Origin of the sequence: Sphingomonas colocasiae, from assembly GCF_019880585.1 — a bacterium.
In the GTDB taxonomy this organism is placed as follows: Bacteria; Pseudomonadota; Alphaproteobacteria; order Sphingomonadales; family Sphingomonadaceae; genus Sphingobium_A; species Sphingobium_A colocasiae.
Genome location: NZ_JAINVV010000012.1, coordinates 12813 through 33800 on the forward strand (window position 1 = coordinate 12813; position 20988 = coordinate 33800).

At 65.2% G+C, this 20988-nt stretch carries 19 protein-coding genes; 9 read left to right on the top strand and 10 right to left on the bottom strand.

Features of this window, described 5'->3' with window-relative positions; translation table 11 throughout:
• The first annotated feature begins 20 nt into the window (after window positions 1–20).
• Both K7G82_RS23900 and ppa read left to right on the top strand, forming a co-directional pair.
• Window positions 21–1925, top strand: coding sequence for a M61 family metallopeptidase (locus tag K7G82_RS23900; RefSeq protein WP_222992482.1), 1905 nt, complete (start codon window positions 21–23; stop codon window positions 1923–1925).
• 11 nt (window positions 1926–1936) lie between these two features.
• Window positions 1937–2479, top strand: coding sequence for an inorganic diphosphatase (gene ppa, locus K7G82_RS23905; protein WP_222992483.1), 543 nt, complete (start codon window positions 1937–1939; stop codon window positions 2477–2479).
• A 171-nt stretch (window positions 2480–2650) separates the two neighbouring features.
• Here ppa and recQ read toward each other — a convergent pair whose 3' ends face one another.
• Together recQ and K7G82_RS23915 are read right to left on the bottom strand one after the other, a co-directional pair.
• A complete protein-coding gene (gene recQ, locus K7G82_RS23910; protein ID WP_222992484.1) occupies window positions 2651–4417 on the bottom strand; it encodes a DNA helicase RecQ in 1767 nt (588 codons plus the stop codon).
• Window positions 4418–4672: 255 nt separating this feature from the next.
• On the bottom strand, window positions 4673–6481 hold the full coding sequence (locus K7G82_RS23915; RefSeq protein ID WP_222992485.1) for an ABCB family ABC transporter ATP-binding protein/permease: 1809 nt from the start codon (window positions 6479–6481) through the stop codon (window positions 4673–4675).
• Between the two features lie 86 nt (window positions 6482–6567).
• Here K7G82_RS23915 and K7G82_RS23920 point away from each other — a divergent pair, with 86 nt between their 5' ends.
• Window positions 6568–6831, top strand: coding sequence for a hypothetical protein (locus K7G82_RS23920; protein ID WP_222992486.1), 264 nt, complete (start codon window positions 6568–6570; stop codon window positions 6829–6831).
• Between the two features lie 771 nt (window positions 6832–7602).
• A complete protein-coding gene (locus K7G82_RS23925; RefSeq protein ID WP_222992487.1) occupies window positions 7603–9414 on the top strand; it encodes a tetratricopeptide repeat protein in 1812 nt (603 codons plus the stop codon).
• Window positions 9415–9566: 152 nt separating this feature from the next.
• On the opposite strand, the gene K7G82_RS23930 is transcribed toward K7G82_RS23925, so the two are convergent.
• Together K7G82_RS23930 and K7G82_RS23935 are read right to left on the bottom strand one after the other, a co-directional pair.
• On the bottom strand, window positions 9567–10499 hold the full coding sequence (locus tag K7G82_RS23930; protein WP_246623836.1) for an RcnB family protein: 933 nt from the start codon (window positions 10497–10499) through the stop codon (window positions 9567–9569).
• Window positions 10500–10605: 106 nt separating this feature from the next.
• Window positions 10606–11160, bottom strand: a complete 555-nt coding sequence (locus K7G82_RS23935; protein ID WP_222992488.1) for a (2Fe-2S)-binding protein — start codon at window positions 11158–11160, stop codon at window positions 10606–10608.
• An 89-nt stretch (window positions 11161–11249) separates the two neighbouring features.
• Between K7G82_RS23935 and K7G82_RS23940 the strand changes: the two genes are divergently transcribed.
• On the top strand, window positions 11250–12047 hold the full coding sequence (locus K7G82_RS23940) for a DODA-type extradiol aromatic ring-opening family dioxygenase (protein WP_222992489.1): 798 nt from the start codon (window positions 11250–11252) through the stop codon (window positions 12045–12047).
• A gap of 151 nt (window positions 12048–12198) precedes the next feature.
• Here K7G82_RS23940 and K7G82_RS23945 read toward each other — a convergent pair whose 3' ends face one another.
• Window positions 12199–12960 carry a class II aldolase/adducin family protein gene (locus K7G82_RS23945; protein WP_222992490.1) on the bottom strand — a complete coding sequence of 254 codons (762 nt, stop codon included), beginning with the start codon at window positions 12958–12960 and terminating at the stop codon, window positions 12199–12201.
• Window positions 12961–13190: 230 nt separating this feature from the next.
• On the opposite strand from K7G82_RS23945, the gene rpsU reads away from it, so the two are divergent.
• Together rpsU and K7G82_RS23955 are read left to right on the top strand one after the other, a co-directional pair.
• Window positions 13191–13397 carry a 30S ribosomal protein S21 gene (gene rpsU / locus K7G82_RS23950; protein ID WP_156680378.1) on the top strand — a complete coding sequence of 69 codons (207 nt, stop codon included), beginning with the start codon at window positions 13191–13193 and terminating at the stop codon, window positions 13395–13397.
• A 30-nt stretch (window positions 13398–13427) separates the two neighbouring features.
• Complete coding sequence (locus K7G82_RS23955) at window positions 13428–14033, top strand: FKBP-type peptidyl-prolyl cis-trans isomerase (RefSeq protein WP_222992491.1); 606 nt, start codon at window positions 13428–13430, stop codon at window positions 14031–14033.
• A 110-nt stretch (window positions 14034–14143) separates the two neighbouring features.
• On the opposite strand, the gene K7G82_RS23960 is transcribed toward K7G82_RS23955, so the two are convergent.
• From K7G82_RS23960 to pyrE, 5 genes are read right to left on the bottom strand one after another with little or no spacing between them, the layout of a single operon-like run.
• Window positions 14144–15238 carry an AI-2E family transporter gene (locus K7G82_RS23960; protein WP_222992492.1) on the bottom strand — a complete coding sequence of 365 codons (1095 nt, stop codon included), beginning with the start codon at window positions 15236–15238 and terminating at the stop codon, window positions 14144–14146.
• A gap of 12 nt (window positions 15239–15250) precedes the next feature.
• Window positions 15251–16138, bottom strand: coding sequence for a signal peptidase I (gene lepB, locus K7G82_RS23965; RefSeq protein ID WP_246623837.1), 888 nt, complete (start codon window positions 16136–16138; stop codon window positions 15251–15253).
• Complete coding sequence (acpS, locus tag K7G82_RS23970; protein WP_222992493.1) at window positions 16135–16551, bottom strand: holo-ACP synthase; 417 nt, start codon at window positions 16549–16551, stop codon at window positions 16135–16137. The genes lepB and acpS overlap by 4 nt, the downstream gene beginning before the upstream one ends.
• 7 nt (window positions 16552–16558) lie before the next feature.
• Window positions 16559–17281: a pyridoxine 5'-phosphate synthase gene (locus K7G82_RS23975; protein WP_222992494.1), complete on the bottom strand. Its 723-nt coding sequence runs from the start codon at window positions 17279–17281 to the stop codon at window positions 16559–16561.
• A complete protein-coding gene (gene pyrE / locus K7G82_RS23980; RefSeq protein ID WP_222992495.1) occupies window positions 17278–17865 on the bottom strand; it encodes an orotate phosphoribosyltransferase in 588 nt (195 codons plus the stop codon). Before pyrE ends, K7G82_RS23975 begins: the two co-directional genes overlap by 4 nt.
• Window positions 17866–18055: 190 nt before the next feature.
• On the opposite strand from pyrE, the gene coxB reads away from it, so the two are divergent.
• Window positions 18056–19159: a cytochrome c oxidase subunit II gene (gene coxB, locus K7G82_RS23985; RefSeq protein WP_222992496.1), complete on the top strand. Its 1104-nt coding sequence runs from the start codon at window positions 18056–18058 to the stop codon at window positions 19157–19159.
• Window positions 19160–19163: 4 nt separating this feature from the next.
• Window positions 19164–20846 carry a cytochrome c oxidase subunit I gene (ctaD, locus tag K7G82_RS23990; protein ID WP_222992497.1) on the top strand — a complete coding sequence of 561 codons (1683 nt, stop codon included), beginning with the start codon at window positions 19164–19166 and terminating at the stop codon, window positions 20844–20846.
• Window positions 20847–20988 lie beyond the last annotated feature (142 nt).

Here is a 20988-nt window from a genome sequence, read left to right on the forward strand (position 1 = left end):
CCTCCCCATGAAAGCCGTTCATGAAATCCTGCCTGATGTTTCCGCTGCTCCTCGCCGCAACGCCCGCGCTCGCGCAGAACACGCTGCCCCAGCCCGCCTTGCTGGTCGATACCATCCCGGCGCCACGCGACGTCGCCTATCCCGGCACCATGACGATCGACGTCGACGCCACCGATGTCGATCGCGCGATCCTGAAGGTGAAGCAGATCATCCCCGTCGCCAAATCCGGCCCGATGACCCTGCTCTTCTCCAAATGGCTGCCGGGCAAGCATGCGCCGCGCGGCGAGATCGAGAAGCTGGCGGGGCTCCGGATCAGCGCGGGCGGCAAGACGATCGCCTGGCGGCGCGACAATCTGGACGTCTACGCCTTTCATATCGACGTGCCCTCGGGCGCCCGGCAGCTCGACATCGCGTTCGATTTCGTCTCCGCCACCCAGGGCGACCAGGGCCGCATCGTCATCACGCCCGCGATGATGAACCTCCAGTTCGAAATGGTCTCGCTCTATCCCGCCGGCTATTTCACGCGCCGCATCCCGGTGCGCGCCACCGTCACCTATCCCGATGGCTGGAAGGCGGCGTCGGGCCTGCCCGCGCGCGCGACGGGATCGACCTATGCATATGAGACCACCGACTATGAGACGCTGATCGATTCGCCGGTCTTCGCCGGCAGGCATTTCCGGCAGGAACAGCTCGCCCCGCGCGTCCGGCTCAACATCGTCGCCGACGAAGCCGCCAATCTCGCCGCCACCCAGCCGCAGATCGACGCGCACAAAAAGCTCGTCGATCAGGCGATCAAGCTGTTCGGATCGCAGCCATATGACCGCTACGAATTCCTGCTGGCGCTCACCAGGCAGATGGGCGGAATCGGCCTCGAGCATCACCGCTCCTCCGAAAACGGCGTGAACCCCGAATATTTCACCGAATGGGACAAGGGGCCGGGCCGACGCGGATTGCTGCCGCACGAATTCACGCATAGCTGGAACGGCAAGTTCCGCCGGCCCGCCGGCAACTGGACGCCCAATTTCAACACGCCGATGAACGACGACCTGCTCTGGGTCTATGAAGGGCAGACCCAGCTCTGGGGCTATGTGCTGGCCGCGCGGTCCGGCCTGTTCACCAAGCAGGAGGCGCTCGACGCGCTCGCCACCGTCGCCGCCAGCCTCGACATTCGACGCGGGCGCGACTGGCGCCCCCTGCGCGACACCACCAACGATCCCGTGATCACCGCGCGCCGCCCCAAGGGCTGGACGAGTTGGCAGCGGTCCGAGGATTATTACAATGAAGGCATGCTCGTCTGGCTGGAGGCCGACGCGATCATCCGCGAGAAGACCGGCGGCGCACGCGGGCTCGACGATTTCGCACGCACCTTCTTCAAGGGGCGTGACGGCGACTGGGGCACCAGCACCTATGAGTTCAACGACGTCGTCACCGCGCTCAACGGCGTGGTCGCTTATGACTGGGCGGGTTTCCTGACGCAGCGGCTGACCGAAACCGCCAGGGGCGCGCCACTGAACGGCTTCACCAAGGGCGGCTATCGCCTGACCTATGGCGAGACGGCGACCGGCGCGGTCAAGGATGCCGAACGCACCGGCGAATCGGTCGATCTCGTCTATTCGCTGGGGCTGAGCGTCGGCAAAGGCGGCAAGATCAGCCAGGTGATCTGGGATTCGCCCGCCTTCGACAAGGGCATGACGGTCGATGACGAGATCGTCGCGGTCAACAACCGCGCCTATTCGGGCGACGGCATCCGCACCGCGATCACCGATGCCAAGGACGGCAAGTCGCCGGTGCGGCTGCTGGTGAAATCGGGCGACCGATATCGCGATGTGACCATCGACTATCGCGGCGGGCTGCGCTATCCGCGCTTCGAAAAAATAGGTGCCGGAGAGGGCAGCCTGGACAAGCTTCTGTCACCACGATCCTGAAACGGAATAGCATGAATATCGATCTGATCCCGGTGGGCGACAATCCGCCGGAAAGCCTGAACGTCATCATCGAAGTTCCCGTCGGCGGCGAGCCGGTGAAATACGAGTTCGACAAGAAGTCGGGCGCGTTGTTCGTCGATCGCATCCTGCATACGCCGATGCGCTATCCGGCCAATTACGGCTTCGTTCCCCACACCCTGTCGCCAGACGGCGATCCGCTCGACGCGCTGGTCGTGGCGCGCTCGCCCTTCATCCCCGGCAGCGTGGTCCGCGTCCGTCCGATCGCGGTGCTCAAGCTGGAAGACGAAGCCGGCGGCGACGAGAAGCTGCTGACCGTGCCGGTCGACGGCACCTTCCCCTATTATGAGAATGTCGACGAGAAGGAGCATCTGCCCGCGATCGTGATGCAGCAGATCGAGCACTTCTTCACCCACTACAAGGATCTGGAGCCCAAGAAATGGGTGCGGATCGGTAGCTGGGGCGACGCCACCGAAGCCCGCCGGATCGTCATCGAAGCGATCGAGGCCGCCGAAGCCGCCAAGAAGGCGAAGTAAGGGCTGCCGCCAGTCCTGGCAGCCCCTTTTTCCAATGCCCTTCGGATGTCATTCCCGCGAAAGCGGGAATCCAGCTTCTTCTTTTTCCTGATGCTTCACGGAATAGCTGGATCCCCGCTTTCGCGGGGATGACATTGTTGGGCCGGCCGGCGAGACCAAACGCCCCGGGCCTTACCGCCCCTCGAACGCCAGGATCGTTTCCAGAAACGCCTCGCCATAGGCTTCGAGCTTGCGCGCGCCGATGCCCGAGATTCGCCCGAGCGCGGCGAGATTGATTGGGCGGATCATCGCCATTTCGCGCAGCGTCGAATCGTGAAAGATCACATAGGGCGGCACATCCGCCGCCTGCGCCAGGTCGCGGCGCCTGGCGCGCAGCGCCTCGAACAGCGGATCGCCGATCGGATTGGCCGAACCATCGCGCTTGCGCCGGCGCTCGCGCTTGGGCGGCAGCACCAGATCCACCGTCTGCTCGCCCTTCAGGATCGCACGCGCCTCCGGCCCGAATTCCAGCCCGCCATGTTCGGACGTGCGCAGCGCGTCGCGCAGTTGCAACGCGCGCGCGACTGGCTTGATCAGCAAGGCTTCCTCACCGTCGACGATGCCGAACACCGAAAGTGCGTCATGCCCGCGCTGCATCACCTTCTCGGTCGACTGGCCGAGCAGCACCGCTTCGATATGGCCGACTCCGAAGCTCTGACCAGTGCGGTAGACCGCCGACAGGAATTTGCGCGCGGTTTCGGTCGCATCGATCGCGGCGGGCGGATTAAGGCAATTGTCGCAATTGCCGCAGGTCTCCGCCGGCTCCTCGCCGAAATGCTTCAGCAGGATGCGGCGACGGCACCCGCCGGTCTCGACAAGCGCGCCGAGCGCACTCAATCGCGCCCGCTCACCGGGCTGGCGCTGCGGCTCGACCTCGCCGATGCGCTGGCGCGCGCGCACGAAATCCTCGGCGCCCCAGAAGAGATGCGCCACCGACGGTTCGCCGTCACGGCCGGCGCGGCCGGTTTCCTGATAATAGGCCTCGATCGACTTGGGCAGGCCGGCATGCGCGACGAAACGGACATCGGGCTTGTCGATGCCCATGCCGAAGGCGATCGTCGCCACCATCACCATATCCTCGCTTGCGACGAAATCATGCTGGTTCTTCGCGCGCACCGCCGGATCGAGCCCCGCATGATAGGCCCGAACCTGCCGCCCCTTGCCCGACAGGCTGGCGGCGAGCTTCTCGGTCGCGGCGCGGGTCTGCACATAGACGATGCCGGGGCCGGGCTGTTCGGCGACGAGATCGGCGATCTGCTGCGTCGTGCCCTGCCGGGGGGTGATATGGTAACGGATGTTGGGCCGGTCGAAGCCGGCGACGATCAGCCCCTCATGGGGAATGCCGAGCTGGACGAGGATATCCTCGCGCGTGTGCGCATCCGCCGTGGCGGTCAGCGCCAGCCGCGGAACATCGGGAAACTCGTCGAGCAACGGCCGCAGCAGGCGATAATCGGGGCGGAAATCATGCCCCCATTCGGAAACGCAATGCGCCTCGTCGATCGCGAAGAGCGACACTTTCGCGTCGCGCAGCAGGTTGCGGAATCCCTCGCCCGTCGCGCGTTCGGGCGCGGCATAGAGCAGGTCGAGCTCGCCCGCGCGGAACCGCGCCAGCGTTTCCGCGCGATTGTCGTCGGCGGAGGTCAGTGTCGCCGCCCGGATCCCGATCGCGGTCGCTGCGCGCAACTGGTCGTGCATCAGCGCGATCAGGGGAGACAGCACGATGCACGTCCCCTCAAGCGCGACGGCGGGAAGCTGGTAGCAGAGCGACTTGCCGGCGCCGGTCGGCATGACCGCCAGCGTATGGCGATTGCCCATGACCCGATCGACGACGTCGCGCTGGACGCCGCGAAAACCCGGGAAGCCGAATGTGGTTTGGAGGATCGCCTCGGGGGATTGCATGGCTTCCCCTAACCGCGCCCGCCGGATTCGTCATGCTGAACTTGTTCGGTCTCTCCGTACAACCGTGACCATGCATGTCGAAGGCCACCGATCCATGCTCCCGGCGATGTCGCCCCAGCGAAAGCTGGGGCCCATGCGATCTTTGAACCACGGTGCGATTGAACGCATCGGATGGGCTCCAGCTTTCGCTGGAGCGACAGAGAGAGTCACGCCAACTTCAAGCTCATACGCGGGTATGGAACCCATAACTGCTGGTCACGCCTCTTCCATCTCCGCCTCTGCCTGCTGCCGCATCCACATCTCGGCATAGAGCCCGTTTTTCCTGAGCAGACTGCGATGGGTGCCGCGTTCGGCGATACGGCCGGCTTCGAGCACGACGATCTCGTCTGCATCGACCACGGTCGACAGCCGGTGCGCGATCACGATCGTCGTGCGCCGCGCCGCGACCGTGCTCAGCGTCGCCTGGATTTCCGCCTCGGTGCGGCTGTCGAGCGCGCTGGTCGCTTCGTCGAGGATCAGGATCGGCGGATCCTTGAGCAGGGTGCGCGCGATCGCGACGCGCTGCTTCTCTCCGCCGGAAAGCTTCAGGCCGCGCTCACCCACCTTGGCGTCATAGCCATCGGGCAGGCTCTCGATAAAGCCATGGATGGCTGCCCCCCGCGCCGCGGCTTCGATCTCGGCCTGCCCGGCATCCTCGCGGCCATAGCCGATATTATAGCCGATCGTGTCGTTGAACAGCACGGTATCCTGGGGGACGATGCCGATTGCGGCGCGCAGGGAGGTCTGCGTGACCGCCGCGATATCCTGCCCGTCGATCAGGATGCGCCCGCCCGTCACGTCGTAGAAGCGGAAGATCAGCCGCGCGAGCGTCGATTTGCCCGCACCCGATGGCCCCACCACTGCCAGCGTCCCGCCCGCCGGTATCTCGAAGCTCACGCCCTTCAGGATCGGGCGCTCCGCATCATAGGCGAAGGAGACGTCCTCGAAGCTGAGCCGCCCCGCCGTCACCACCAAAGGCGGCGCACCGGAATGGTCCGTCACCTCCGCGCGGGTGTCGATCAGGTTGAACATCGCATCCATGTCGATCAGGCCCTGGCGCACGGTGCGATAGACCATGCCGAGCAGGTCGAGCGGGCGGAAAAGCTGGGCAAGCAGCGTGTTGACCAGCACCACGTCGCCGGTCGTGAAGCGCCCCGTGCTCCAGCCCCAGACGGTATAGCCCATCGCCCCGGCCATCATCAGGTTGGTGATCAGCGACTGGCCGACATTGAGCATCGCGAGCGACGTCTCGTTCTTCACCGCCGCATCGGCATAGGCTTTGACCGCCTTGCCATAACGCGCGGCTTCGCGGCGTTCGGCGTTGAAATATTTGACCGTCTCGTAGTTGAGCAGCGAATCCACAGCGCGCGCGACCGCGCCGGTGTCGAGCTCGTTCATCCGTTCGCGGAGCTTCGCGCGCCAGTCGGTCACCGCACGGGTGAACCAGATATAGGCGATGACCATCGCGAGCGTCGCGGCGACCAGCCCGAAACCGAACTTGACCTGAAAGATGATCGCGACCGCCCCAAGCTCGATCACCGTCGGCGCGATGTTGAACAACAGGAAATAGAGCATCACGTCGATGCTCTTGGTGCCGCGCTCGACCACCTTGGTCACCGCGCCGGTCCGCCGTTCGAGGTGGAAGCGCAGCGACAGGCCGTGGAGATGTTCGAAGACATGCGCGGAGAGGCGGCGCGTCGCGTCCTGGCCGACACGCTCGAAGATCGCGTTGCGGATATTGTCGAACAACACGCCGCCGAAGCGCGCGGCGGCATAGGCAACGACCAGCGCGATCGCCAGCGACGCGGCCGGCTCCATCCCCGGCACCATCCGGTCGATCGCCGCCTTGTAGGCGAAGGGCATCACCAGGGTCATGCCCTTGGCGATCAGCACCAGCAGCAGCGAAACAACGACACGAACGCGCAGCCCCGGATCGTCCTTGGGCCAGAGATAGGGCAGAAAGCGGCGAAGCGGTGCGAAGCCGGTCGGCGGGCGGTCTGTGGAATCGGTGGCGATCGGCGGCATCGCGCCTATCTAGGATGCGGCCGGCCTTCCGCCAATGGATGGAACCGGCCCCGCCATCATCGGTTGTTTCCTTGGAAGGAGCGGCCATGATGGAAGCACTGACCTATGTGATGGCGATACTGGGCTGCGCGGACGGCGGCGGCGCGTGCACGGAGGTTCGCCTGTCGCGCTATCGCTTCGCGGATCGCGCGCAGTGCGAACGCGCGATCGCTCCGATCCTCTCCGGTTCCACCGATGTCAGCTACCCCACCATCGCCGCGCGTTGCATTTCCGAACGGCATTATGCCGCACACAACGGCACAGCCGCGACCCGCGCAACGCTTGCGAGCCTGCAGCGATTCACGAACTGACGACCAGTCCGCTGAAGCGTCCAGCGAGTTCGGGAAAAGCCAGCGAGTTCGGGAAAAGCCAGTGAGTTCTGGAAAAGAAAGTGAGCCGGCGACGACAGTGTGGGGTTAGCCGCCGCCGGCTCGGAGATGCGCACATCTGCCGCCTGAGCGCGTCCGGTGGGGACTGAACGCAAGTGTCAGGCATTATCCGCACACATCGGCTCCGAACCGTGACCCGGCAAACGCAGCAAGACCAGAATCGCCACATTTACCGGCTCGTGCACGGAGCCGGATCGAATTTCGTTCCACCGTTTCCGGCCGCTGATGGTCGCGATATCGCAACCATCGAAACCTCACAGTGCCGAACAGCGGTTCAAAACCTTCGATCGAGTATGGATATGCCTGCCGATCGGTAGTTACGGGAGTTTCAGACCGTCTCATACCGTTACTTGAGCGGCCAATGCCCCCCGCCCCGGTCGCACGGGAAAGTTTCCGTTAAGGATTTTCTTTAGGGTTCCGTTACTTCCGGCGCTTTTTGACCCATGTTATCAGGTTGCCGCGCAGGTGCTTCAATCAACCGTTTGTACCGTTCAAAAGGTTACACTACCGAAATGACCACTGATTCTCCTGCGTTTCCCTGCTGTTTGCTGGTGATCTGGTCAGATCATGGGGAAAGATTGCGTTCCAGTATGATGGGTATCGCGTGACATGAACGTCGATGTAACCTGCGAATGATGTATGATGTAACCGTTACATGGCATCCGAAGCCGCGTGGCAACCGAAGGGAAGCTGATGGCCGCTGAGGAAAAACCTCAGGAGACAGGGCCCGAGCCCGGCCGGATCATGGCGGAGCTCGAAGCGATCTTCCGCACGCCCGAATTCGAGCGTGCACCCGTGATGCGGCAGTTGCTCAGCTTTCTTGTCCGTACCACGCTCGCCGGCGGCGGTGACGAACTCAAGGCCTATACGGTTGCCGTCGAGGGGCTGGGCCGCGATCCGGACTTCGATTCACAATCGGACAGCTATCCCCGCGTCCAGGTCGGCCGTCTGCGCAAGATGCTCGACGCCTATTATGCGAATAACGCGAACGCCTCGCTCGAAAACGGGGTCCGCCTGCATGTGAAGCAGGGATCCTATCGCGTTCACTTCGCCCTGCCCGATACACCCTCCGCGCCCTTGCGATCGCCGGTGTGGGAGCAGGCCGAGGATGTTCCGGCCAGGACATTGTTTCCGGAAAGCCCGCGTCGCTCGCCTCCTCTCCGGCTTCCGCGAGCGCCGTTCCCCTGGCGTCTGGTGGTGATCGGGACAATATTGCTGATCGCGTTCATCGCGTTGGTCTGGATCGTCCGCAGCGCCGGCGACCTTCGTGCACCGCTGCGGCAGGTGTCGCAGGCGCCGGTGCTCGAACTCGGCGAGATAACCGCCAATGGCGGGCCCGATGCGCGGGTGCTCGCCGCCGCCGGACGGACCTTGCTCGAAGATGCGCTGCACCGCTCCTGGTTGATACGGGTGCGCGAAAGCGATCCTGCCAGCAGTCGCGATCTGCCCGATGTCGATCAGCCTATCTACCGGCTGATCGGCCGCGCCGATACCAGTGGCGCATTCGGAGGCAGGCAGATCGCGCTGACCCTGCTCGATCTCCAGACGGGCGACCAGCTCTGGTCCGACGTGATCGACGTCACACCGCAGGCCTCCGTCGCCGGACAGCCATCCACGACACTGACCGATCGGATGCGCCCAGCGATCATCGCCCTCATCTCGCCATTCGGCGTTATCGCCTCGCATCAGCGCAGCCTGCTGCAGCCGGTCGGCGAGCCGGGCTATGCCTGCATGCTCGATTACGAAGAGTATTTCCGATATCGTGATCCGGCGGCGCGTACGCGCGTCCGCGATTGCGTGCGCGAAACCGTTCTGCGGGAGCCGATGGATCCCGTTGCGCTCGCGGCGGCCGCGTTCATGAATCTGGATCCGGCAATCGGCGGCGGCGGCCCCGACGGGCTCACCCGTGCCGCCGATCATGCACGTCGCGCGGTGGCCGCCAATTCCAAGAACGCCGAGGCACTGGTTGCGGATTCGCGGGTCGCGATGATGCACGGCCAATGCACGCGCGGCCGCGACCTCGGGCTGCGCGGCACAAGCCTGAACCCCTATAATCCGGAACTTGCCGGCATGGTCGGCTATCTGCTGATCACTTGCGGCGACCCTGACGGCGCCACAATGTTGCAGCGCGCCGTTGCAGAAGATCCCGACGTTCCGGCCTTTTACGGTGCGGCGTTGATCCTGGCCCTGGTCGAACGGGGCGAAACGCCGGCCGCCCTTCATGTCGCTGACACCATCAGGCCGCCCGGTGCCGGCATGTATGGGCAATATGAGGTAACGCAGACCTTTGCTGAAGCCGCGCGCGGCAATATTCCGGCGGCGCGCGCGCACTGGGCCAAAGCGAGCCGGACCGCCGGCAAATCGGCGACGGACGTCAATGCCGTGCTGTCGCGCTATTTCTACGTCGAATCACTGCGCGCCCGCATGGCGGCCTATCTGCGCCGAACGGGCGTGATCACCGAGCCCGGCGCGACGCCGCCAGCCACCGATCGGCCAGCCAGCTAGAGCGCTGTTCGGAAGAGCCCTCCCGCTCGGGAACGCAGAGCCGGGCTCCCATGGAATGACATCATCGCAAATATCCGGAGCAGAATCGCGACGAGCACGAAAAAGGGCGCCCCGCACGATGCGGGGCGCCCTCCGCCCTAGCCCCTCAGGGCTTACCAGAAGAAGTCGTGGATCACATCGACGACATAGCCGGTCCGGACATCGACCAGGATGACGTCGTCATAATAACGGACCCAGCGATACGGGCCGTAGGCGGGCGGCAGGCGATACGACCAGGGATCGTCCAGCCAGTAGCTCGAACCGAACAGCAGCGAGTTCAGCGTGACGCCGATCGAGAAGCGGCGATAGCCATAACCCCATCCACGCGGCGCATAGTAGCGCCCGACCCGATAGGCGTTGCGGTTATATTGGCGATAGCGCTGCCAGTCGTAGCGATTGTCGCTGCGCCAGTTGCGATCCCAACGGCGATTATCGTTCCGGTCCCAACGGCGATTGTCATTGCGATCCCAGCGACGATCATTGTTGCCGTCCCAGCGGCGATTGTCGCCACGATCCCAGCGGCCGTCATTGTTGTTGCGCCAGTCGCGGCGGTCGTCCTGCCGATCGCGGCGGAAATCCTGGCGATCGTCACGACGATCGGCACGGAAATCGCGGCGGTCGTCACGGCGGTCGGCGCGGAACTGATCCTGCGTCACCACGCCGTTCCTCAGGTCGCGACGGTCGTCGCGCCGTTCGCCACGGAAGGCACGCTGATCGTCGCGGCGCTCACGGCGGAAATCCTGCCGATCATCGCGCCGTTCCTGGCGGAAGCCCTGACGCTGACCGTCAAATTGCGGCCGTGCCTGCACGGGCGCGGAGGGCGCGGCCTGACGCACCGGCGCCTGACGCTGAAAGCGTTCGGACCGGGCCTGAGCGCGCTCGGCGCGGTATTGCCCGCGGTCGGCGCGTGGGGAGAAGCTTTGGCCCTGGCTGCGCTCCGCGCGCGGAGCGCGATCGCCACCGCGATCACCACGATCGCCGCGCTGTGCCATCGCCGGGGTCGCTGCCGTCGCGGCAAGCAGCGCCAGGATCATCAATTTCCTCATCACTGATACTCCACCGGCGACACCCTTGGCCGCCATCCATGCCTTAATGGACGATCACGCATGAGCGCGCGCTGAACCGGGTTGAAAGCGCGCTGAAAGCTTCCGATCAGCGTTTCCGGGCCCTGGGCGGCGGCGACAGCGCCGGAACGGCGCGCGCGGCATCCTCCGGATCGATGCCCGGCGGGGGTGCCGCCGCGATCCTCTCGCTCCCCGAAGCGATGCCCGCGGCGTGCCGGATCGCGCGGCGTATGCGCGGATATGTGCCGCACGGGCAGATATTGGTGATCGCGGCGTCGATATCCGCGTCGGTCGGATTGGGGTTCTTGTCGAGCAACACCGCCGCCGCCATGATCATGCCCGACTGGCAATAGCCGCATTGCGGCACATTCTCCGCCGCCCAGGCCTGTTGCACGGCATGGCTGCGGTCACGCGACAGCGCCTCGATCGTCGTCACGAAGCTGCCTTCGAGCTGGGCGATCGTGACGGTGCAGCTCCTGACGGCCTCGCCATCGACGATGACGGTGCAAGCCCCGCAATCGCCACGCCCGCAACCATATTTGGTGCCGGTCAGGTTGGATGCGTCGCGCAATGCCCAGAGCAGCGGGGTCTGCGGATCCATCCGATACTGGACGGGCTGGTTGTTGACGGTGAAGCGGGTCATGAAGCCTTCTAAATCCGGAAACGATGGTTTTCCAATCCCGACATCACCCGGCCATTGATGCGATTGTCCGCCAGGCCGATATTCGGGGCATGACGATGCCCACCCTCTTCATCCCGCATGGCGGCGGCCCCTGCTTCTTCATGAACCCCGGCGCGGCGCCCGATGCGATGTGGCGGCCGATGGAAGCCTATCTCAAGGGCCTGATCGCATCGCTGCCCGAACGGCCCAGGGCGATCCTGCTGATCTCGGGCCATTGGGAGGAAGCGGCGTTCACCGTCCACACCGGCGAACGGCCGGGCCTGTATTTCGACTATTACAACTTCCCGCCCCACACCTATCAGCTCCGCTGGGACGCGCCCGGCGCACCCGATCTGGCGTGCCGCGCGGCGGGCCTGCTCGAAGCGGAGGGTTTCGCGACGGGCGAGGAAGCGGTGCGCGGCTGGGATCACGGCGTCTTCATCCCGATGATGGTCTCGCTGCCAGACGCCGATATTCCTGTGGCGCAACTGTCGCTGCGGCGCGATCTCGATCCGGCCGCGCATATCGCCGCCGGCCGCGCGCTCGCTCCGCTGCGCGACGAAGGCGTGTTGATCGTCGGATCGGGCATGAGCTTCCACAATCTGCGCGAACGCGGCCCCCACGTCACCGAACGCGCCGATATCTGGGACGATGCGCTGACCGCGGCCGTCACCGATCCCGATCCGCAAACGCGCGCGAACCGCGTCGCCGCATGGACCGATCTGCCCGAAGCCCATTTCGCGCACCCGCGCGAGGAACATCTGCTGCCGCTGATGGTCGCGCTCGGCGCGGGCGGAAACGCCCCCGCCACCCGCGACTTCAGCGACCATGTTCTCGGCTGGACCGTCTCGGGCTACCGATTCGGTTAGCTGGGCCGGAGGACGGGCCGCATTTCGGGCCAGGCCGGAGCGAGAATGGTGCCGCGCGAGAACCGGCGCGCAGCGCACTTCAGTACGTGAGCACCGGAAGCGCAGCGCGGTGCCGTTCGCAGCCCGGCATCGCCCGAAAGGCGGCCCGTCCTTAGTCGCGCCAGCTTGTGTCGATTCTATCGACCTTCCGCACCATCGCGTCGAAATCGGCCTTGCCTGGTTCGGCATGCGCCTGCGCCATATAAAGGTCGCGCTGATGGACGGCGACAACCTCGGCCGGCACTTCGATCGGCGTTCCCATCGCGGCGGTGGCGACCTGGATCTCGCAGGCACGCTGAAGCGCCCAGTGCTTGACGAAGGCCTCGGGCAATGTTCGCCCCATCACGAGGATGCCGTGATTGCGCAGCAGCATCACCCTTTTATCGCCCAGTGCCTCGATCAGCCGCGGCCCTTCCTCGTCGCGCACGGTGACGCCCTCGAAATCATGATAGGCGATCTGGCCGGCGAAATTGCAGGCATAGAAATTGGTCGGCCGCAGTCCGCCTTCGACCGAGCTCACCGCCATGCCCGCCGTTGTATGGGTGTGCATGATGCAATGGGCGTCGGGCAGATTGCGGTGGAACAGGCTGTGCTGGACGAAGCCGGCGCGATTCACGGGCCAGGGATTATCGTCCAGCTTGTTGCCGTCGATGTCGATCTTCACCAGGTTGGACGCGGTCACTTCGCTAAAGTGCAGTCCGAACGGATTGATCAGGAAGGCGCCCTCCTCATCGGGCAGCTTCACGGTGATATGGTTGTAGATCATCTCGGACCAGCCGAGCATGTCGAACACCCGGTAGCATGCCGCAAGCTGCTGCCGCGCCTGCCACTCCGACTCGCTCCATTGCGTATTGCGCCTGATTGCGGTCGCCATGACGATCTCTCCTTGGTCCGTGCGAATTTCCTTGCGGCCGTTCATATCGTATCACGGGCGGACCGAGCAAATACGCTACGAGAAATGCCGCTTGCGGCTTGAAAATCGGCCGCCGCACTGTTAGGGGCCGCGCGATACGGCGCGGACTCGGTTCGCGGCGACCCCTGATTATTGCTTTTCGACTCACACAGAGCGTGAGTCGTTTCGATGGATTGGAGATAGACGGCCTTATGCAAATCCTCGTTCGCGACAATAATGTCGACCAGGCGCTGCGCGCGCTCAAGAAGAAGCTGCAGCGCGAAGGCGTCTACCGCGAGATGAAGCTGCGCCGTCATTACGAGAAGCCCTCCGAAAAGCGTGCGCGCGAGCGCGCTGCCGCGATTCGCCGCGCCCGCAAGCTGGAGCGCAAGCGCATGGAGCGCGACGGCGTCCGTTAAGCGTCAAGGCCCTTTCGGGAAGTTCAGTCCATGTCGGTGACCGCCGTTCCGCTTCGCCCGATCAAGAAGGGCGCGCTTCTCACTCTGTGGGTCGGCGTCGGCCTGGCCATCGCCGCTGCGGCGGGAGCCGCCTGGTACGGCACGCAGTCGCCCGCATTGCTCAATGCGGCGACGCCCGAGCAGTTCCTGGCCTGGAATGCGAAGCAGGATGGCGTGGTCACCACCGGCTCGGGCCTGCAATACAAGGTCCTGACCGCGGGCACGGGCGGCAGCCCGACCGATTCGGACGCGGTGCTGGTCGGTTACAAGGGCACGCTGCGCGACGGCACCGTCTTCGACGAGAATCCGCAGGCGAGCTTCCCGGTCGCGGGCGTTGTTCCGGGCTTTTCGGAAGCGCTCAAGCTGATGAAGCGCGGCGGCAAATACCGCCTCTGGATCCCGCCTGCGCTCGGCTATGGCGATCATGCCCAGGGTGATGCGATCCCGGCGAATTCGCTGCTCGTCTTCGACGTCGACCTGATCGACTACAAGTCGATCGCGGAAATCCAGGCCGAGATGGAGCGCCTCCGCGCGCAGGGCGCGCTGCCCTCGCAGGGCGGCATGCCGCCGGGTGGGATGCCCCCAGGCATTCAGTAATCGCCAAATTCCGTCACGGAACGAAAAGCCCGGAAGATGCCTTGTGAAGGCTTCTTCCGGGCTTTTCGTTTGAGTGGCGCTTCACGCCGGGAAGGATCTTCCAGGAAAACCTACCCCCCGCCGCGCCGCGCGATCCGCTGGCCGGCGGCCGTCGCGCCGGCCGGCACCTGCTCCGCTCTGCGCTCCAGCGCGACGCGGATCATCGCGACGATCGGATCGGCCAGCGCCAGGCCATAGATGCCGAACAATGTGCCGAAGATGATCTGCGTGCCCAATGTCAGCGCGGGCGGCATGTCCACCGTGCGCTTGGCGACCATCGGGATCAGCACATAGCCGTCGAAGGTCTGGACGACGAAATAGGTGCCGATCGCCCATAATCCGGTCTCGACGCCGGCGCTGAAGCCCACCGCGACCATCAGCACGCCGCTGACGAACGCCCCGATATTGGGAATGAAGGCCAGCATGCCGGTCAGGATGCCCAGGATCAGCGCCATCGGCACGCCGCCGATCACCAGCGCGATCCAGGTCAATATGCCTTCTGCGACCATGCCGATGATCCGCCCGAACATCAGCCGGCGCATCGTCTGGCCGATCCGCTCGAGCGTGATGCGCGCATCGTTGCGCTTGTCGGCGGGCAGCAGCCACTGGAAGCCGCGATCGTAAACGCGCGGCTCCATCGCCAGGAACAGGCCGATCACCACGATCATGAACAGGCTGGTGAGCGCGCCGAAGGCGGTGCTGACGAACCCGGTCACCCGGCCGATCGAGCCGACCGCTTCGCGCGCCAGCCCCTTCATGTCCTCCGCGCCGGGCATGATGCCCATCTGCTCCGCCCATTGCAGCAGCCGATCGCCCTGCACTTCCACGGTGTCGCGCAACTGGCCGGCCTGCTGCGCCAGCTCGACGCCCGTCATGTAGAGCGTGCCGAACAGGAAGGCGACGGCGGCGATCATCAGGATCGCGATCCGCCAGCCCCGCGCGATCGGCAGCGCCCGCCCGAGCAGCCGCGCGCCGCCGTCGAGGATGATCGCGAAGATGATCCCGCCCAGGATGAGCAGCAGCGGCTGGATCAGCAGCACGACCAGCGCGAAGGCGCTCGCCATGCTCAGCCAGATGAAGGCGCGCTTGATCTCCTGACGGGTTTCGGGATCGCGAACCTCGCTCGGTCCCGGAGCCTTGACGGTCTTGGCGCGCTCTCCGGTCATGCTGTCTGCGTCCTATTCCTTGTCGGGATGAAGGCCGGTCCAGGCCCGTCCGCCGCGCAAGGCGGTGAACCAGCTGATCGGGTTCCACCAGGCGGCGGACCCGTCGAGCGAGAAGGTGATGAACTCCGCGCGGCCGCCGACATTCTCCCACGGCACCGGGCCGCCCAGCCCCTTGCCCTCGACGGGGAAACGGCTGTCCGCCGAATGGTCGCGATTGTCGCCCATCAGGAAGACATGGTTCTTGGGGACCGCGACCGGGCCGTAGTCGTCACCCGGCGACCAGCCCGTATCGAGCACGACATAGTTGCGCCCGTCGGGCAGATATTCGCGGAAGGCCGGCAACTCGCAATAGAACCTGCCGTCGGGCCCGGGGCGGCGCGCCATCGGATAATCGTCCGGGCTGCACGGCGAATTGACGTCGACCGGAATCCGCGTCGCGCCCAGCGACACGCGGCGAAGCGGCTGATCGTTGAGCAGCACGATGCCGCCCCGCACCTCGATCTTGTCGCCGCCCACGCCGATGACGCGCTTGATATAGTCCTCGCGCTTGCCCGGCGGGCTCGCGATCACGACGTCGCCGCGTTCGGGCATCCGGCCGAACAGGCGGCCGTCGACGCGCGGCATCACATGGAAGCTGGGCGAGACATAGGACCAGCCATAGGGATATTTGGATACGACCAGCCGGTCACCGGTCAGCAGCCCCGGCATCATCGATTCGGACGGGATGTAGAACGGCTTGGCGATGAAGCTGTGAAAGCCGAGCACCGCCAGGACCAGCCAGAAGATCGCGCGCATCTCCGCCCACCAGTCGGTGCCGCCCTTGGGCTTGCCGTCGGTGGCTCTGGCATCGGTTGCGGGGGCGTCCTTGTCGGCGACCTCATTCTCGACGATTTCGGTCAAGCGTCTGCATCCTTGATGGGAATGGCTTCCAGGATCACGAAGGCCTGGGCCCAGGGGTGGTCGTCGGTCAGCGTCAGGTGCACGGCCATGGCGTGGCCCGGCGGCGTCAGCGCGTCAAGCCTCGCCTTCGCGCCGCCGGTGAGCGCGAGCGTCGGCGCACCGCTGGGCGCATTGACCACGCCGATATCCTTCATGAACACGCCGGCCTTGAAGCCGGTGCCCACCGCCTTGGAAAAGGCTTCCTTGGCGGCGAAGCGCTTCGCCAGCGTTCCCGCCTTGGTGAAAGGCCGTCGCGCGGCTTTCGCGCGTTCGAGATCGGTGAAGACGCGCTTTTCGAAGCGTTCGCCGAACCTGTCGAGAGAGGCCTGGATACGCTCGATGCTGCACAGATCGGATCCCAGGCCGATGATCATGCGGTCCTCACCGCGCCAGATCCATCAGTTCGCGCATCCGCGCCACGCTCGTATCGAGGCCCGTGAAGATCGCCTCTCCGATCAGGAAATGGCCGATATTGAGCTCGGCGAGCTGGGGAATGGCGGCGACCGGCGAGACATTGTCGAAGGTCAGGCCATGCCCCGCATGGGGCTCGATGCCGTTCTTCGCGGCCAGCGCGGCCGCATCGGCGATGCGGCGCAATTCCTGCGCCCGCGCCTCGCCGTCCAGATGCGCGTAACGGCCGGTGTGGAATTCCACGACCGGCGCCTTCAGCCGGATCGCGGCTTCGATCTGGCGCGGATCGGGCTCGATGAACAGGCTCACGCGGATATTCGCCGCGGACAGCCGCTCGATGAAGGGCTTCAGATGATTGTCCTGCCCCGCCGCATCCAGCCCGCCTTCGGTCGTCCGCTCCTCGCGCCGCTCGGGCACGATGCAGGCTGCATGCGGCCGATGGCGCAGCGCGATCTCGAGCATTTCCTCGGTCGCCGCCATCTCCAGGTTGAGCGGGATGGTCAGCGCCGCCATGAGCGCGTCGATATCGGCGTCGGTGATATGGCGCCGGTCCTCGCGGAGATGCGCGGTGATGCCGTCCGCCCCCGATTCGGCGGCGATCAGCGCCGCCTTCACCGGATCGGGGTGCGCGCCCCCACGCGCATTCCGGATCGTGGCGACATGATCGATGTTGACGCCGAGCCGGAGAGTCACGCGGCTTCCTTGCGGCTACCGGGCTTCACCGCCGGGATCGCCTCCAGCTCGGGCGGCAGCGCGTCGGGCGCATAGGTGGGAACCGCCAGCGTCAGCAGCGGGAAGAACGGCACATCGAACTGCGCGGCGCCGTTGGAGCGATCGACCAGCGCGGCGGCCGCGATCACCTCGCCGCCGGCCTCGCCGATCGCCGCGATCGCCTCGCGCGAGGACAGGCCGGTCGTAACCACGTCCTCCATCATCAGCACCTTCTGTCCCGGCTTCAGGCGGAAGCCGCGGCGCAGTTCGAAAACGCCCTCCGGCCGTTCGAGGAACATCGCCTCGACCCCCAGAGCGCGCGCCATTTCATGCCCGGCGATCACCCCGCCCATCGCGGGCGAAACCACCGCCTCGACGGAGGACCGGATGTCGCGCGGCATGCGCGCCACCAGCGCCGAAGACAGCCGCGCGCCGCGCATCGGGTCCATCAGCACGCGCGCACATTGCAGGTAGCGCGAGCTGCGCAAACCTGACGAGAGAATGAAATGCCCTTCCAGCAGCGCGTCTGCGGCGCGGAATTCCGCCAGAATCTCGTCGTCGTTCATGCCTTTGCCCCGGTGTTTCTACGAAGGGGGCCTTATAGTGGCTGGCGCGCGAGCGGCAACGGGGTCAATAAATCGTCACGCATGCTTGAGACGCGCGAATAGCGTGCCTATAAGCCGCCGCAAAATGACCGGTCGATCCGAGGAATCGGCGCGCCCGGTCCTCCAGGGGACAAGTGAGATCGAGACGCCTATGAACATGCTGAAGACAGCCCTGGCCGCACTTTGCATGGCGCTCGCGCCAGCAGCGGCGCAGGCGCAGCAGCCGGCGACCGCTCCGGCCGCGGCGGCGCCCGCCGCCGAGGCCGGCACGGCCGCCGAGAACGCCGCGACACCGGCAGCCGCGGATAACGCCGCGACTCCGGCCGCCAACGCGGAAGCAGCCAAGCCCGCCTTTCCGGAAGCGAAGCCGGTCGACGGCATCGGCCAGCCCGTCAACGGCGCGATCGGCCTTCAGCCGCAGGTGACGAAGCTGGGCGGCGAAGCGCACTGGATGCACGACTACATCCTGATGCCGATCATGACGATCATCTCGCTCTTCGTGCTCCTGCTCATGCTCTGGGTCGTCGCGCGCTACCGCGCCAAGGCGAATCCGGTTCCCTCCAAGACCACGCACAACACCTTTATCGAGGTGATCTGGACGCTGGTTCCGGTGCTGATCCTGGTCGGCATCGCGATTCCGTCGATCAGCCTGCTGGCGCGCCAGTACAAGCCCGCCCCCAAGGATGCGGTGACGCTCAAGGCGATCGGCAACCAGTGGTATTGGGGTTATGAATATCCCGATCACGGCATCGAGCTGACCGCGAACATGCTGCCGGAAGACGAAGCGAAGAAGCGCGGCGAACCCGGGCTTCTGGCGGTCGACAACCGTGTCATCCTGCCGGTCGGCGTGCCGATCAAGGTTCTCGTCACCGCCAACGACGTGATCCACAGCTGGGCGGTCCCCGCCTTCTGGATCAAGATGGACGCGGTTCCCGGCCGCACCAACGAGGTCACCTTCACCATCGACAAGCCCGGCGTCTATTACGGCCAGTGCTCCGAACTGTGCGGCGCGCGTCACGCCTATATGCCGATTGCCGTCGAGGCCGTTTCGCCCGAGCAGTTCGCCGCCTGGGTCAAGACCAAGGGCGGCAAGATGCCCGCCGAGAAGGCTGCCGAGGAAGCGGCGGCCGCCGCTGCCGAGGCTGCGAACGCGGCCAATGCCGCGAACGCCGCCGCAGCGAGCAACGCCGCCGAGGCGCCTGCCGCCAACGCCGCGAACGCCACCAATGCCGCCGCCGCGGCCACCGGAAGCTGAACCCATGACAGATATCGCTGCAACGCCTGCCGAGTTTCATGACGCGCACGCGCATGACCATCATCACGACGCCGATCACAAGCCGGGCTTCTTCGCCCGCTGGTTCATGTCCACGAACCACAAGGATATCGGTACGCTTTACCTGATCTTCGCGATCATCGCGGGCATCATCGGCGGCGGCATTTCGGGCCTGATGCGCCTCGAACTCGCCGAACCGGGCGTCCAGTATCTCCAGGCCTGGGCGGCAACGCTGGAAGGCCCGGGCGCCACGGCCGACCAGGCCAACCATCTCTGGAACGTGCTCATCACCGCGCACGGCCTGATCATGGTGTTCTTCATGGTCATGCCGGCGATGATCGGCGGCTTCGGCAACTGGTTCGTGCCGATCATGATCGGCGCCCCGGACATGGCGTTCCCGCGCATGAACAACATCAGCTTCTGGCTGATCGTACCGGCGTTCCTGCTGCTGCTCGGCTCGACCTTCGTCTCGGGCGGCACCGGCCTCGGCGCCGGCACCGGCTGGACGGTCTATGCGCCGCTCTCCACCTCGGGTTCGGCGGGTCCGGCGGTCGACATGGCGATCCTGTCGCTCCACCTTGCGGGCGCCAGCTCGATCCTGGGTGCGATCAACTTCATCACCACCATCTTCAATATGCGCGCACCGGGCATGACGCTGCACAAGATGCCGCTGTTCGTGTGGTCCGTGCTCGTCACCGCCTTCCTGCTGCTGCTCGCGCTGCCCGTGCTCGCCGCTGCGATCACGATGTTGCTGACCGACCGCAATTTCGGCACCACCTTCTTCGACGCGGCCGGCGGCGGCGATCCGCTGCTCTACCAGCACCTGTTCTGGTTCTTCGGCCACCCCGAAGTGTACATCATGATCCTGCCGGGCTTCGGCATCGTCAGCCAGATCGTCGCGACCTTCTCGAAAAAGCCGGTCTTCGGCTATCTCGGCATGGCCTATGCCATGGTCGCGATCGGCGTGGTCGGCTTCGTCGTGTGGGCGCACCACATGTTCACCGTCGGCCTGACCGTGAACATGAAGATGTACTTCACCGCGGCGACGATGGTCATCGCGGTGCCCACCGGCATCAAGATCTTCTCGTGGATCGCCACCATGTGGGGCGGCTCGCTCAGCTTCAAGACGCCGATGGTGTGGTCGCTGGGCTTCATCTTCATGTTCACCGTCGGCGGCGTCACCGGCGTGCTGCTCGCCAATGGCGGCATCGACAACTATATGCACGACACCTACTATGTCGTCGCGCACTTCCACTATGTGCTCTCGCTGGGCGCCGTGTTCTCGCTGTTCGCCGGCTTCTACTATTGGTTCGCCAAGATGTCGGGCAAGAACTACAACGAGTTCCTGGGCCAGCTGCACTTCTGGCTGTTCTTCATCGGCGTGAACATCCTGTTCTTCCCGATGCACTTCCTGGGCCTGCAGGGCATGCCGCGTCGCTATCCGGACTATCCGGCGGCCTATGAGTACTGGAACCACATCGCCAGCACCTATGGCTATACGCTGATGCTGGCCGGCATGGTGGTGTTCTTCGTGAACGTCATCATCTCGCTCGCTGCCGGCAAGAAGGCCGCCGGCAACCCCTGGGGCGAAGGCGCGACGACGCTGGAATGGACGCTGTCCAGCCCGCCGCCCTACCACCAGTTCGAGACGCTGCCCAAGGTCGACTGACCGCGGCGAAACGGCAAAGAAAGAACGCCCCGGTGAAAACCGGGGCGTTTTTTTTTGGCTTCGTTTCCGTGAGAAATGCGGGAACGCCCGCCGGGAACATGATCGACGAACCGGACCATGCAAGGCATGGGATCAACGGATT